General features: G+C 55.1%; 11 protein-coding genes. 10 read left to right on the top strand and 1 reads right to left on the bottom strand.

Features of this window, described 5'->3' with window-relative positions; genetic code table 11:
- Nucleotides 1–47 precede the first annotated feature (47 nt).
- The 8 genes from ABLV07_RS12425 to ABLV07_RS12390 all read left to right on the top strand — a co-directional run bounded on the left by ABLV07_RS12425 (nt 48) and on the right by ABLV07_RS12390 (nt 9,114).
- On the top strand, nt 48–899 hold the full coding sequence (locus ABLV07_RS12425) for a Vmh family MBL fold metallo-hydrolase (RefSeq protein ID WP_015366495.1): 852 nt from the start codon (nt 48–50) through the stop codon (nt 897–899).
- A gap of 174 nt (nt 900–1,073) precedes the next feature.
- The gene (sra, locus tag ABLV07_RS12420; protein ID WP_015366494.1) at nt 1,074–1,214 is read left to right on the top strand and encodes a stationary-phase-induced ribosome-associated protein; all 141 of its coding nucleotides are present in this window, start codon (nt 1,074–1,076) and stop codon (nt 1,212–1,214) included.
- Nucleotides 1,215–1,399: 185 nt separating this feature from the next.
- On the top strand, nt 1,400–3,097 hold the full coding sequence (locus ABLV07_RS12415) for an NAD-dependent malic enzyme (protein WP_015366493.1): 1,698 nt from the start codon (nt 1,400–1,402) through the stop codon (nt 3,095–3,097).
- A 239-nt stretch (nt 3,098–3,336) separates the two neighbouring features.
- Nucleotides 3,337–4,383 carry a LacI family DNA-binding transcriptional regulator gene (locus ABLV07_RS12410; protein ID WP_032709956.1) on the top strand — a complete coding sequence of 349 codons (1,047 nt, stop codon included), beginning with the start codon at nt 3,337–3,339 and terminating at the stop codon, nt 4,381–4,383.
- Nucleotides 4,384–4,527: 144 nt separating this feature from the next.
- A complete protein-coding gene (locus ABLV07_RS12405) occupies nt 4,528–5,835 on the top strand; it encodes an MFS transporter (protein ID WP_045366126.1) in 1,308 nt (435 codons plus the stop codon).
- A gap of 17 nt (nt 5,836–5,852) precedes the next feature.
- Nucleotides 5,853–6,617, top strand: a complete 765-nt coding sequence (locus ABLV07_RS12400; protein WP_015705502.1) for an SDR family NAD(P)-dependent oxidoreductase — start codon at nt 5,853–5,855, stop codon at nt 6,615–6,617.
- Between the two features lie 45 nt (nt 6,618–6,662).
- On the top strand, nt 6,663–7,076 hold the full coding sequence (locus ABLV07_RS12395) for an RbsD/FucU domain-containing protein (RefSeq protein ID WP_042897324.1): 414 nt from the start codon (nt 6,663–6,665) through the stop codon (nt 7,074–7,076).
- 322 nt (nt 7,077–7,398) lie between these two features.
- The gene (locus ABLV07_RS12390) at nt 7,399–9,114 is read left to right on the top strand and encodes an ABC-F family ATP-binding cassette domain-containing protein (RefSeq protein WP_348853283.1); all 1,716 of its coding nucleotides are present in this window, start codon (nt 7,399–7,401) and stop codon (nt 9,112–9,114) included.
- Between the two features lie 45 nt (nt 9,115–9,159).
- Here the strand turns inward: ABLV07_RS12390 and ABLV07_RS12385 are convergent, their stop codons facing one another.
- Nucleotides 9,160–10,101, bottom strand: coding sequence for a bifunctional helix-turn-helix transcriptional regulator/GNAT family N-acetyltransferase (locus tag ABLV07_RS12385; protein WP_042897604.1), 942 nt, complete (start codon nt 10,099–10,101; stop codon nt 9,160–9,162).
- Between the two features lie 250 nt (nt 10,102–10,351).
- On the opposite strand from ABLV07_RS12385, the gene adhP reads away from it, so the two are divergent.
- Nucleotides 10,352–11,362: an alcohol dehydrogenase AdhP gene (adhP, locus tag ABLV07_RS12380; protein ID WP_015366486.1), complete on the top strand. Its 1,011-nt coding sequence runs from the start codon at nt 10,352–10,354 to the stop codon at nt 11,360–11,362.
- Between the two features lie 158 nt (nt 11,363–11,520).
- Entirely contained in the window at nt 11,521–13,143 is a 1,623-nt protein-coding gene (locus ABLV07_RS12375) for a TIGR04028 family ABC transporter substrate-binding protein (protein ID WP_348853284.1), read from the top strand.
- Nucleotides 13,144–13,150 lie beyond the last annotated feature (7 nt).

Here is a 13,150-nt window from a genome sequence, read left to right as displayed (position 1 = left end):
AGAATGACGTAAAATAAACCTATTCACCTGAAAGAGAGAAAACCAACATGAAAGTATCTGCCCTGGCTATCGCCACCGCCCTGTTCAGCACCACCGCTTTTGCCGCGCCGTTGACCCTGCAAACCTACAACCCGCAGGAGAACGCGATCTTCGCGGTGAACTCCACGCTGGCCTCCGGCCCGCACGAAGCGGTGCTGTTTGACGCCCAGTTCAGCGTTAAAGATGGCGAAAAGCTGGTTGAGATGATCAACAAAAGCGGTAAGAAGCTCACGCACATTGTGATCACCTCTGGCGATCCGGATTTCTATTTTGGCCTCGAGCCGCTGGTGAAAGCCTTCCCGCAGGCCAAAGTGGTGGCAACCGAGCAAGTGGTTAAGCATATTGAAGAGACCAAAGCGGCGAAGCTGGCATACTGGGGCCCACAGATGAAAGACGGCGCGCCGAAGCAGGTCTATGTTCCACAGGTATTAGCCGCAGATAGCTTCACCATTGACGGCGAGAAAGTGGAAATTCGTCAGCCGCAGAACTACGCCGCGTTCGTCTGGATCCCGGCGAATAAAGCGATTCTTGGCGGCACCGGCGTCGCCTGGGGCATGCACGTCTGGACCGCCGATACCCAAAGCGCGGCGAGCCGTCAGCAGTGGCGCCAGACCCTTAGCGATATGGCCGCGCTGCATCCGCAACAGGTGATCCCGGGCCACTATCTCGGCACGCCGCCGGCGGGCGACAAGGCTATCGTCTTTACCCGCGACTATCTGGAGAAATTCGAGCAGGCGCTGAAAGCGCATAAAGATTCCGCCAGCGTCATCAAAGCCATGAAGGCGCAATATCCGGGTCTCGCTGAAGAAAGCTCGCTGGAGCTGAGCGCGAAAGTGAACACCGGCGAAATGAAGTGGTAATCGGCCACGCCTGAATCGAGAACGCTCTTAATCTGCCGACGCAAGGTTGCTATTCGCAAAAAAATGGACCACGATAATCCCGTCGCGTTAAAAAGCGCGGCGTACTTAGGGTTACGTTTCGTCCGGCTTGCGTCGGGCTTGTCCTTGAAACCAGAACAGGATTAAGGAGTAAGAATGAAATCGAACCATCAGGCACGTCATCTTCTCGGTCTGAACTACAAGCTTTCCCGCCAGAAAAAAGTGGTGCTCGAAGGCGACGAAGAAACTACCGTTAACCATATCCATGCTACGGGCCGCAAACGCCGCGGTGGTTAATTTTTCAGCTGAGTGATGATAAAAACACCATCCGCCAAACGGGATGGTGTTTTTTTAAGACAATCCCACGCTTCGCATCCTTCTTTTGTTACCATCTGCTTTATACTCTGCCCGCTGCATTTCCTGCCAGACCGATCGCTTATCGCCGCGCCCGGGTCTGAAGTGAACATCAAGGAGTTAGTGCGATGCAATTCATCTATAAAAAAAACCGCTCTCTTTATATCCCCTACGCTGGCCCGGTTCTGCTTGAGTTTCCGTTACTCAACAAAGGAAGCGCCTTCAGCATGGAAGAGCGTAGCAGCTTCAACCTGCTGGGCCTGCTGCCGGAAGTGGTCGAAACCATCGAAGAACAAGCTGAACGCGCGTGGATCCAGTATCAGGGATTTAAAACCGAGATCGATAAGCACATTTATCTGCGCAACATCCAGGACACCAACGAAACCCTGTTTTATCGCCTGATTGGCAATCATCTCGATGAGATGATGCCGGTTATCTATACCCCCACCGTCGGCGCCGCCTGTGAGCGTTTCTCGGAAATCTACCGTCGCGCGCGCGGCGTGTTCATCTCCTACCAGAATCGGCACAACCTCGACGATATCCTGCAAAACGTACCGAACCATAACGTCAAAGTGATCGTGGTGACCGACGGCGAGCGTATTCTCGGTCTCGGCGACCAGGGTATCGGCGGTATGGGCATCCCTATCGGTAAGCTGTCGCTCTATACTACCTGCGGCGGTATCAGCCCGGCCTACACCCTGCCTATCGTGCTGGATGTCGGCACCAACAACCAGCAACTGCTCGACGACCCGCTGTATATGGGCTGGCGTCATCCGCGCGTGACCGACGACGAGTATTATCAATTCGTTGATGACGTTATCCAGGCCATCAAAAACCGTTGGCCGGACGTGCTGCTGCAGTTTGAAGATTTCGCGCAGAAAAACGCCATGCCGCTGCTTAACCGCTATCGTAACGAGATTTGCTCGTTTAACGATGATATTCAGGGCACCGCAGCGGTCACCGTCGGCACATTAATCGCCGCCAGCCGTGGCGCGGGCAGCCAGCTCAGCGAGCAAAAAATTGTCTTCCTCGGCGCGGGTTCCGCCGGTTGCGGTATTGCTGAACAGATCATCGCGCAAATCATGCGCGAAGGGTTAAGCGAAGAAGAAGCCCGCCAGCGCGTATTTATGGTGGACCGCTTCGGCCTGTTGACCGACGGTATGCCGAATCTGCTGTCGTTCCAGAGCAAGCTGGTGCAGAAACGCGAAAACCTGCAAGGTTGGGATACGACCAACGAAGCGCTCTCGCTGCTCGACGTGGTGCGTAACGTGAAGCCGAATATCCTGATTGGCGTCTCCGGCCAGCCGGGGCTGTTCACGGAAGAAATTATTCGTGAAATGCACAAGCACTGCCCGCGGCCGATCGTCATGCCGCTGTCGAACCCGACCTCCCGCGTTGAAGCCACGCCGCAGAACATCCTGACCTGGACCGACGGCGAAGCGCTGGTGGCCACCGGCAGCCCGTTCACCCCGGTGACGGTTAAGGGCAAGCAGTACGCCATCGCGCAGTGTAACAACTCCTATATCTTCCCGGGCATCGGCCTTGGCGTGATCGCTGCGGGGGCATCACGCGTCACCGACGAAATGCTGATGGCGGCAAGCGAAACCTTAGCTAACCACTCGCCGCTGGTGAATAACGGCGAAGGCCCGGTACTGCCGGAACTGAAAGATATTCAGGCCGTGTCGCGCGCTATCGCGTTTGCGGTCGGTAAAGTGGCTCAGGAACAGGGCGTGGCGGTGAAAACATCGGCCGAAGCGCTGCTGCAGGCCATTAGCGATAATTTCTGGCAGCCGGAATATCGCAACTATCGCCGAACCTCAATTTAACGCTTTATTTCAACGGGCCCGGAGATCGGGCCCGTTTTTTTATCCCCGCCCTTTGCCGTTATTTATTCCCCTTTGTTTACTAAACACCTGCCCATCCTTACGAGGCGCTTCACAGATGCTTTATTTCATTCGCTTGCCGGGAGGTAAATACCTTGCCCGCCTGTTCGCTCACCGATAAATTAGCAAACAGATACCGCGGCGCTGAAATAAGCGCGCAGCAGAAAACAGAAGGTTTAAGTATGGCGAATATTCGTGATGTCGCCCGGCGGGCTGGAGTTTCAATTAGTAGCGTGTCCAACGTACTTAATAATCGCACGCAACAGATGCGCGAAGAGACCCGACAGCGGATAGTCAAAACGATGGCTGAGCTAAATTACCGCCCTGCGCGTTGCGCTCCGCCGGTCGCCGATTCAGCAACCAAAATGCTCGGCCTGATGGTACCGTCTATCGTCAATCCCAGCTTTTCAGCGCTGGCGCATGAACTGGATACTGCGGCACGCGCGTTTCGCCACCGGCTATTATTAGGCATTTGCTGCCGCGATGCCGACGAGGAGTCAGCCTTTATCGCGGATATGTTCTCCCACGGCGTGCGCGGGTTGATAGTCGCCGCCAGCGACGTACGCAAAACCCACTTTGTGCGCGCAGCGGAACAAGGCATGACCATTATTAGCTATGACAACCGGCTGGCCGAAAGCGTCCCGCCTCGGGCGCGCTACTTCGATAGTGTCTCAATGGACAACGTTGAAGCGGGACGTCTGGCGGCGCAACATCTGCTGGACAACGGTTGCCGTAATATCGTCTTTGCCACCGAAAGCGGGTTAACGCTGGGACGCAGCCATAAAATCCTCGGCTTTCAGTCCGCGCTTTCCCAAAGCGGTACAGCGGCCAGAGGCGTGGTGATAGAAGGTAAAGGCAATCGGGAATTCGGCGACGCCGAGATGTTCGAACTGGGCGTAAGCCTGGCGCAAAAAATTAGCGCCTTAACGCCGCGAGTGGATGGCGTGGTAGCGATTAACGATGCTTTAGCCATCGGCCTGATGGTTGGGCTACGCGCGCAGGGCCTGAAAATAGCGGAAGATATTTCGGTGATTGGCATCGATAACATCTCCCTGTCGGCGTTATCGTCACCGGGCCTCACCTCGGTAATGGCCCCGCTTTCGGCAATGGCGTCGATGATGGTTGAGCGGCTTGTCCAGAGAATTACTGAGCCGGGATTACAAACCGACGAATTTATCTTTGCACCGGAAGTGATACAGCGTCAGTCGGTAAAAATAAAGCAACCCTAGTTGTTTTTATAAATAAATAGCATGGTGCAGATAATAGTTATTATCTGCAGGGAGACCTATACCCTATTACATTCAAAACGCATATTAATGTCGGGATTTCCATCCCATTCTTTTGTACTTTAACGAGTATAACCGGAAATAATGATGAACCTACAATCTGCGCAATATATAGAAAAGAGCGCCATTAAGAAATTGACATGGCATATTGTTCCATTAATGATATTGCTTTATTTTCTGGCTTTTCTTGACCGTAATAATATGGCCTACGCCGCAATGGCCTTAGAGGATAGTCTCGGCCTGACGGCCACCGCCTTTGGCTTTGCTTCGGGAATATTTTTCATCGGTTATTTTATGTTTGAAATTCCCAGCAACGCCGGCACGATTAAGTTCGGTCCGCGGCTGTGGTTCGCGCGTATTCTGATCACCTGGGGAATATTTGCCACTTTGATGGGGTTCGTCAGAACGCCGACCGAACTCTATATCTGTCGTTTTATGCTTGGCGTGTGCGAAGCCGGTTTCTTCCCTTCAGTGGTGTACTACTTCACGATCTTTTTTCCGCCCGCCTGGCGGACCAAAATTCTCGGCATGTTCATTATTGTCCAGCCGCTATCCAACGCCGTGGGTTCACCGATTTCAGGCTTAATTCTGCATATCGATAACGGCTGGTTTGGCCTTGAATCCTGGCAGTGGTTATTTATCCTCGAAGGTATTCCGCCGATCGTTATCGGCCTGTTCATCCCTTTTATTATTAAGAATTCACCGCAAGAAGTCGGCTATCTCAACGCTGAAGAAAAGGCGTGGTTAATGAGTAGTACGAACCGTTCAAAATCAGGGAGTAAAGTTTCGCTGGCTGAGTTCGCCAGCGGTATTAAAAATCCCAAATACCTGCTTTATGCGCTGCTGAATTTCGGGATGGTTTGTGGGATTTACGGCTTCGGGATGTGGCTACCGTCGATTATTACCGCTATTTCCGGCGATGATATTCTTCGCGTAAGCCTGATTGCCCTTATCCCCTACGGCCTGGCGGCGCTACTGGTTTATCCATGGAGTATGCTGGCCAGTAAAACACGCAAAATCGCCGTTTTTGCCGGTATCAGTATGGTCGTCGCCGCATTAGGGCTCGCCGGCGCGGTGGTGTTCTTTAAGTTCAACGTCGCGATTTCACTCTCATTCCTGACCATTGCCGCCATTGGTATCTATACCGCGGTACCGTGTTTCTTATCGATGCCTGCCAACGTCTCGGCAGGCGCAGCGACGGCCGCGGGTCTCGCCGTGGTGAGCTGCATCGGCAACCTGGGCGGCTTCGTCGCCCCTTACGTGGTCGGCCTCCTTAACGACTTCAGCCACAGCAGCACGCCGGGCCTGATTTTCCTCGCCATGTGCCTGCTGATCACCGGCCTGATTTGCATTTTCTACTGCGCCAGACAGCGCGAAGGCGTCATTCAATCCTGAAAATTTAAGGAAACATCATGGGAACTCTTATTGGAAAAAAAGCATTTATCACCGGCTCTGAACAAGGTATCGGCTGGGCTACGGCGGAAAAACTGATTCTGGCGGGATGCGATGTCTTTTTGCACTACCACAGCGGTGAAGAAGGCCCGCAAAAGTTGGCGGCTATCGCCAGCGCGCGAGGGCAAAAAGCGGCCTGGCGCTATGCGGACTTGATTGACACTGAGGATGCGACCGCCTGCGTGCAGGCCGCCGCGGAATTCCTCGGCGGTATCGATATCCTGGTGAATAACGTCGGCGGTATCGTCGGGCGTAAGTGGCTTGGCGAAATTGACCGTCAGTTCTGGCAAACGGTGTTAGACGTCAATATGACCACCATGCTTAACGTCACCCAGGCGGCGCTTCCCTGGCTTAAATCGGCAACGGATGGCGCCAGCATCATTAACCTCGCCTCGCTGGCGGGGCGCTCCGGGGGGCATGCCGGTTCTCTCGCCTATTCAACCACAAAAGGGGCAATTCTGACCTGGACACGCTCGCTGGCGGCTGAGTTGGGCGAGCACGGCGTGCGCGTCAATGCGGTTGCGCCGGGGCTTATTCTCGGCACCCGTTTTCATAACCGCCACACCACACAGGCTTCGGCTGACGAAACCATCCGGCAAATTCCGCTTCAGCGCGCGGGAACGCCCGATGACGTCGCCCGCGCTATCACTTTCCTTGCCGGCGAGTATGACGGATTTATCTCCGGCGCCACTATCGATATTAACGGCGGAATTTATCGCATGTAATGCAAACCGGGCGGCCAGAAATCGCCGCCCGCCAGGGAGTACCTGATGATCAAATTCGAAATTATCCATCCACAACTGCTGGCTGCTCTGGCGTGGTGCGGCCATAAATCACAAATTCTCATCGCGGATAGCAATTTTGCCTGTCGCGTTAATGCCAATGCCGATGCCACGTTGATTCAGCTCAACCTCGCGCCAGGCATGGTACCGGCAACTTATATCGTCGAAAAACTGCTTACCTGCGTTAATGTCGAACACGCGACGCTGATGGCATCACCAGCGGAATTCACTAACACCATTGCCAGTGAATACCGGGAGCTTCTACCGACAAACTGCCCGCTTGAATATGTCGAACGCGAAGCTTTCTACGCAAAGTCCCGGCTGCCATTGACCCAACTGGTCATCGCTTCCGGCGAACAGCGTCGTTTTGCCAACCTACTACTCACCGTGGCTCCGGCCTAATCGTCATACCCGCCGCCGATAAAACCGGCGGCGCGATCCTCAATGCTGGTATCTGGTCAAAAGACAATTTAGCCACTACACTCCCTGCATCCATCAACCTACTGAAAAAATAAGGAGGATCCCCATGCTGTACTGTGAACTGTTTAATGTTTCACATACATTTGGCGATCGCACCAGCTCAAGCGTTATCGGTATCGTGCTGCGATAACTTTAGCTTGAGCGAAGAAGCCAACGACTAAATCCCTTCCTCGGGCTTACCGGGTTATCGTCAGCGATGTTTGACGAGGCATTCTCATGCCTGTAACTCTTGAGTAAGTTCACAATGAGCACACTTTTAAGCGCACAATCTCTCCACGTTGATACGGCCTTTGGCCCACTTTTCAACGACCTCTCCTTTACCCTGAAAAAAGGCGATCGCATTGGCCTGATTGGCTATAACGGTTGCGGGAAAAGCACGCTATTGCAGGTGCTGGACGGCACTCTCACGCCTAATTCTGGCTGCGTATCGCGGGCTAATCACTGCCTGCTGGCGCGCGTGGAACAACATCTGCCTGACGCCCTACTCAGCCAACCGCTATTGCAGGTGGTACTGGAAAAACTGGCGCCTGGCGAACGGGATTCGCTGCGCTGGCAAGCGGAGCGGCTGCTCGCTGAAATGGGTTTTACCGTTCAACAGACCCAACAGCAAGCCGCCACCCTGAGCGGCGGACAACATACCCGTCTGTTGCTTGCCCGCGCCTTGATCCAACAACCCGATTTGCTGTTGCTGGATGAGCCAGGAAACCATCTCGATCTGCCGACCCTGCTGTGGCTGGAAAGCTTTTTACAAACCTGGCAGGGGAGCTTCGTGGTGGTGTCGCACGATAACCTCTTACTGGATGCTGTAACTAATACCAGTTGGATTTTACGCGATAAAACGCTGCACGCTTTCTCACTCCCCTGCAGCGCCGCCCGTCGGGCGCTGGAAGAGCAAGATGCAAGCGATGCTCTGCGCCACAAAGCGGAACAAAAGGAGATCGACCGCGTCGCTGCCAGCGCCAAACGGCTGGCCATCTGGGGCCGGGTTTACGATAACGAAGATCTGGCGCGTAAAGCCAAGCAGATGGAAAGGCAGGTTTCACGCCTGAAGGATAGCCAGACGGAACTCACCGCCGGCACGCCGTGGCATCTTGAGGTGCATGGCGACGCCGTTCGCGCCGATCGCCTGCTGGAGATGGAAAATCTCCCCGTGCCGCCGGCGCCGGGTCTTCCCGCCCTGTTCACCACCGGTGTGGCGCGGCTGCAAAGCGGCGACCGGGTAGCGATAATGGGTCGCAACGGCGGCGGGAAATCGTCGCTGCTGCGCCTGTTATGGCGGCAAATGCAGCAACCGGCTAGCGAAGCCGGCCTGCGTTTACATCCGCGGCTCCATGCGGGTTATTACGATCAAACCCTGCATCAACTGGCGGATGAGTCCAGCCTGCTGGAGGCGCTGGAGCCCTTTGAGCCTTCGCCGGAAACGCGCAAGCGGGCGCTGATTTCCGCCGGCTTCGGCTGGGCGCGACACGGGCAGAAGGTCAGCACCCTCAGCGGCGGCGAACGTTCACGGCTGCTGTTTGTCGGCCTGTCGCTAGCGAGCTATAGCCTGCTGCTGCTCGATGAACCCACCAACCATCTGGATATGGAGGGAAAAGAGGCGCTGGCAGCGACGTTGCGGGAGTATCCCGGGGGCCTGCTGCTGGTTAGCCACGATCGACAGCTCATCAGCCAGAGCTGTAACCGCTTCTGGTTAATTGATGAAAACGGGTTAAGCGAGTGGCACGACGTCGACGAGGTGTACGCCCGTCTGCGCGGCAACGAGCGCCTTCAGAGCCCGGCGACGCAAACGCCGCCGCAGTCGCCGCCCGTCGACGACCTGCAAGAGGATTTGCTGGAACGTCTGGTGATGCTGGAACAGCTATTGGCGGACGATCTGCAGCGTAAGCCGAAGCATCAGAAGCCGCAGCTACAGGCGCTGTGGCGTCAGGAGATTGAGGAGATAAATACCCATCTGAGTTAAATGCCTATGCCACCGGAGCGTCAGCGCCCCGGTGGCATAACAGCTTTAGCGGCGGGTAAACTGCTGCTCAAGCATGGTCTTCCCCCATTGATCGCCCTGCCACTCTTTACTCAGCGTAAACCCAAAGGATTCATATAATTTACGCGCCGCCTGCAAGCCGCTAAACGTCCATAGCTGAACCGCATCGAAGCGCTGATTATCACAAAAGTTGATAGCTTCAGTCAGCAAGCGGCGCCCCACGCCGCTGCCCCGACAGCCATCGCCGAGAATAAACCAACGTAGATGCGCTTCATTATTCCCGAGGTCTTCGCCATCAATGGCGACAGAGCCGACGATGACGCCATTTTTGACCGCCAGCCAAATCTGGTTACGTTGATTGTTCAGCCTGCCAGAAAATTCAGCCAGACCGCTGGCGACTTTACCTTCAAAAAAATGCCCGAAGCCGTAATGACGGGCGTAATACTCACCGTGCATTTGCGCAATGCGGCCAATCATTCCCGGCTGATAGCCGGTAACTATCGTGATGTCGTTTGGCCTGCTCGTGACCGGCTGCTGACGACAGCGCTCAAGCGCCCACGAATAGGCCGTCAACCCCTCGGCAACGATCTGCTGCTGTGCGCTATCCAAATGCGCCAGCGCCTCAATCACCCGCATGGCGCCGTAGTCATGAATGCGGGCGACCGTCGCCTGCCCTTTGGTTGTCAATGAGAGTTGTTTAAAACGCCCGTCATCAACACAACCATTTTCCTCTATCTCGTTAGCGGTCTGCAGGCGCGATAACATTCGGCTGACGCTCGATTTGTCCAGCCCCAATACCTGCACCAGTTGCGCGGCGGTCATCGCGCCATGAGTAGAAATCTCCAGCAGCGCATGCACCGCTGAAGGTGAATAGTCGGTCGCCGCCAGCGTGCTGTTCATAAAGCCGAGCTCGCGCACCATCAATCGTGACGCGGAACGAATTTGATTGATAAGTAAAGTGTCAGGCATGGTAATATCCGCGAAAGGTAGTTGCACAATACAACCATTATCAACACGCTCTGTCAATGGCCCTGGCATACTCCGCTCCTTTCGGGTTGCGCCCCCTAAAATTGGTATAAACGGATGAATATTGCGCCAAATATGCGGCAAATCCCCCCATTCCCAACCATACCGCTTGTAATTAGCGACATAAGATCTAATCCTTAATGAGTATTATTTTCGCTGTTAGCACCTTCGTATCATTAACAAGGAGAAACGCATGAAAGCTGCTGTAGTCACCCACGACCACCAGATTGATGTAACCGATAAAAAGTTACGCCCGCTGGAGCATGGCGAAGCGCTGCTGAAAATGGAATGCTGCGGGGTCTGCCACACTGACCTGCACGTGAAAAACGGCGATTTCGGCGATAAAACCGGCGTCATTCTCGGCCATGAGGGCATCGGCATCGTGGAAAAAGTCGGCCCTGGCGTGACGTCGCTGAAGCCGGGCGATCGCGCCAGCGTGGCGTGGTTCTTTGAAGGTTGCGGCCACTGCGAATACTGTAACAGCGGCAACGAAACCCTGTGCCGCTCGGTGAAAAATGCCGGTTATACCGTCGATGGCGGGATGGCCGAAGAGTGTATCGTCACCGCCGATTACGCGGTCAAAGTGCCGGATGGACTGGATTCCGCCGCCGCCAGCAGCATCACCTGCGCCGGCGTCACCACCTATAAAGCGGTGAAGGTCTCACACATCAAGCCCGGCCAGTGGATTGCCATTTATGGCCTCGGCGGCCTGGGTAACCTGGCGCTGCAATATGCCAAAAACGTCTTTAATGCCAAAGTGATCGCCGTTGACGTCAACGACGGGCAGCTGGAGCTTGCCGCCTCGATGGGCGCCGACCTGACGGTAAATTCCCGCAACGAAGACGCCGCCAAAATTATTCAGGAGAAAACCGGCGGCGCCCACGCGGCCGTGGTTACCGCCGTTGCTAAAGCGGCATTTAACTCTGCCGTGGATGCGGTTCGCGCCGGCGGCCGCGTCGTCGCCGTTGGCCTACCGCCGGAAGCGATGAGCCTCGATATTCCGCGTCTGGTGCTGGACGGGATTGAAGTAGTAGGTTCGCTGGTAGGTACCCGTCAGGATCTGATTGAAGCCTTCCAGTTTGCCGCCGAAGGCAAAGTGGTGCCGAAAGTCACTCTGCGCCCGCTCGGCGATATCAACGCCATCTTTAAGGAGATGGAACAGGGTCAAATCCGCGGCCGTATGGTTATCGATTTCCGCCGTTAATTCTGCCTGACTATGTCAGACGAAAGAGCCTAATCTGCTGACTATTCCCGCATGATGGGAATAGTCAGATTTCGCAAATGCTTAGCGCAAATCGTTGGTTCCTTTGTATTCCGTCGCGCCTGATGATGGCAAGACAATAGATAACAAAGGAATTCACCATGCAAAATCGCTTTCGCCTGCCTACGCTTGCCGCCCTTTTTATCGCAGGCGCATTTTCAGTTTCGGCCGCTCAAACGCCGATCAAAGGCGGCACCTTAATTTATCTGGAACAACAGCCGCACACCAATCTCTATCCGCCAGCCGGCGGTTTTTACCCTAACGGCGGGATCCTCAATCAGATAACCGACAAGCTGACCTGGCAGAACCCGGAAACGCTAGCTATCGAGCCGTGGATCGCCGAAAGCTGGACCAGCAACGACGATAAGACCGAATATACTTTTAAGCTGCGACCTGGCGTCACCTTCTCTGACGGCACCCCGCTCGATGCCAACGCGGTCGCAAAGAATTTTGATACCTACGGTTTGGGCAATAAAGCACTGCGTCTGCCGGTTTCCGAAGTGATCAACAATTACGATCGTAGCGAAGTCCTCGATCCGTTGACCGTCAAATTCTACTTCAAAAAGCCCTCCCCGGGATTCCTGCAAGGTACCGCAACGATTGGCTCCGGGCTGGTTTCCCTCAGCACTCTGGCGCGGAGCTTTGAGGCGCTGGGCGATGCCCGCAATATCATCGGTTCCGGCCCCTTTACGGTAAAAGATGAAAAACCCGGACGCGAATTAACGCTGGTAGCGCGGAAAGATTATCAATGGGGGCCGAAAAATCTTGCTCAGCAAGGCCCGGCGAACCTCGACGGCATTACCTATATCGTAACGCCGGAAGATAGCGTACGTATTGGCGCGCTACTGGCGGGACAGGCCGGGTTTATTCGCCAGGTGCAGGCCTATGATGAAAAACAGGCAACCGACCAGGGCTTTAATATTTACGCCGCGCCGACACGCGGCGTAAACGATAGCCTGAGCTTCCGTCCGGATAACCCGCTGGTTGCCGACCTGCGGGTACGCCAGGCGCTACTGCATGCTACTAACGCCAAACAGGTTGTTGAGACCCTTTTCTCGCCAAACTATCCGCAGGCAAGTTCCGTTATCGCCCGCACCGCGGCGGGATACGTCGATTTAAGCGACAAACTGGCCTTCGATCAGCAGAAAGCTAAACAGTTGCTGGATGAGGCGGGCTGGACAGCGGGCGCGGATGGTATCCGACAAAAAGCGGGACAGCGGCTGGCGCTCACGGTCTATGAATCCCTGCCGCAGCCGCAAAACAAAGAGGTGCTACAGCTGGTTGCGCAGCAGTGGCGTCAGGTTGGCGTGGCCTTAAGCGTGAAAGCCGGCGACGCCGGCAGCCGGGTACTGGATAATCTCGACCCGCTGAAAACGCCATTAACCGTCTCTGAAGTCGGCCGCGCCGACCCGGATGTGGTGAAGAGTATGTTCTTCCCCGCCAACCGCGATGCCCTACTGCAACAGGGCGGTTCGAGCGACAAAGTTAAAACCTTCCGTGACGATAAGCTCAACGCCCTGTTAACCGCAATCTCTGCCGAAGTGGATGCGCAAAAGCGTCTGCAGTTAACTGGCGATGCGCAGCGTTATCTGCTGGACAACGCCTACGTCATTCCCATCTTTGAAGAACCGCAGGTCTTTGCCGGCGCGCCATGGGTAAAAGGCGTACGTTTTGAAGCCGTGGGACGTCCGTCGTTTTACGGCGCATGGCTGGATAAACACTAAGGGGGCG

The sequence above is a fragment of the Klebsiella sp. CN_Kp097 genome (assembly GCF_040064495.1).
Taxonomy (GTDB): domain Bacteria; phylum Pseudomonadota; class Gammaproteobacteria; order Enterobacterales; family Enterobacteriaceae; genus Klebsiella; species Klebsiella aerogenes.
The sequence above is the reverse complement of the archived record's forward strand: the minus strand, read 5'-3'. Positions and strand labels throughout refer to the sequence as shown.

Bases quoted from the DNA above. Each gene is read 5' to 3' on its own strand.
- ABLV07_RS12425 (WP_015366495.1), top strand. From the start codon at position 48: ATGAAAGTATCTGCCCTGGCTATCGCCACCGCCCTGTTCAGCACCACC.
- sra (WP_015366494.1), top strand. From the start codon at position 1,074: ATGAAATCGAACCATCAGGCACGTCATCTTCTCGGTCTGAACTACAAG.
- ABLV07_RS12415 (WP_015366493.1), top strand. From the start codon at position 1,400: ATGCAATTCATCTATAAAAAAAACCGCTCTCTTTATATCCCCTACGCT.
- ABLV07_RS12410 (WP_032709956.1), top strand. From the start codon at position 3,337: ATGGCGAATATTCGTGATGTCGCCCGGCGGGCTGGAGTTTCAATTAGT.
- ABLV07_RS12405 (WP_045366126.1), top strand. From the start codon at position 4,528: ATGAACCTACAATCTGCGCAATATATAGAAAAGAGCGCCATTAAGAAA.
- ABLV07_RS12400 (WP_015705502.1), top strand. From the start codon at position 5,853: ATGGGAACTCTTATTGGAAAAAAAGCATTTATCACCGGCTCTGAACAA.
- ABLV07_RS12395 (WP_042897324.1), top strand. From the start codon at position 6,663: ATGATCAAATTCGAAATTATCCATCCACAACTGCTGGCTGCTCTGGCG.
- ABLV07_RS12390 (WP_348853283.1), top strand. From the start codon at position 7,399: ATGAGCACACTTTTAAGCGCACAATCTCTCCACGTTGATACGGCCTTT.
- ABLV07_RS12385 (WP_042897604.1), bottom strand. From the start codon at position 10,101: ATGCCTGACACTTTACTTATCAATCAAATTCGTTCCGCGTCACGATTG.
- adhP (WP_015366486.1), top strand. From the start codon at position 10,352: ATGAAAGCTGCTGTAGTCACCCACGACCACCAGATTGATGTAACCGAT.
- ABLV07_RS12375 (WP_348853284.1), top strand. From the start codon at position 11,521: ATGCAAAATCGCTTTCGCCTGCCTACGCTTGCCGCCCTTTTTATCGCA.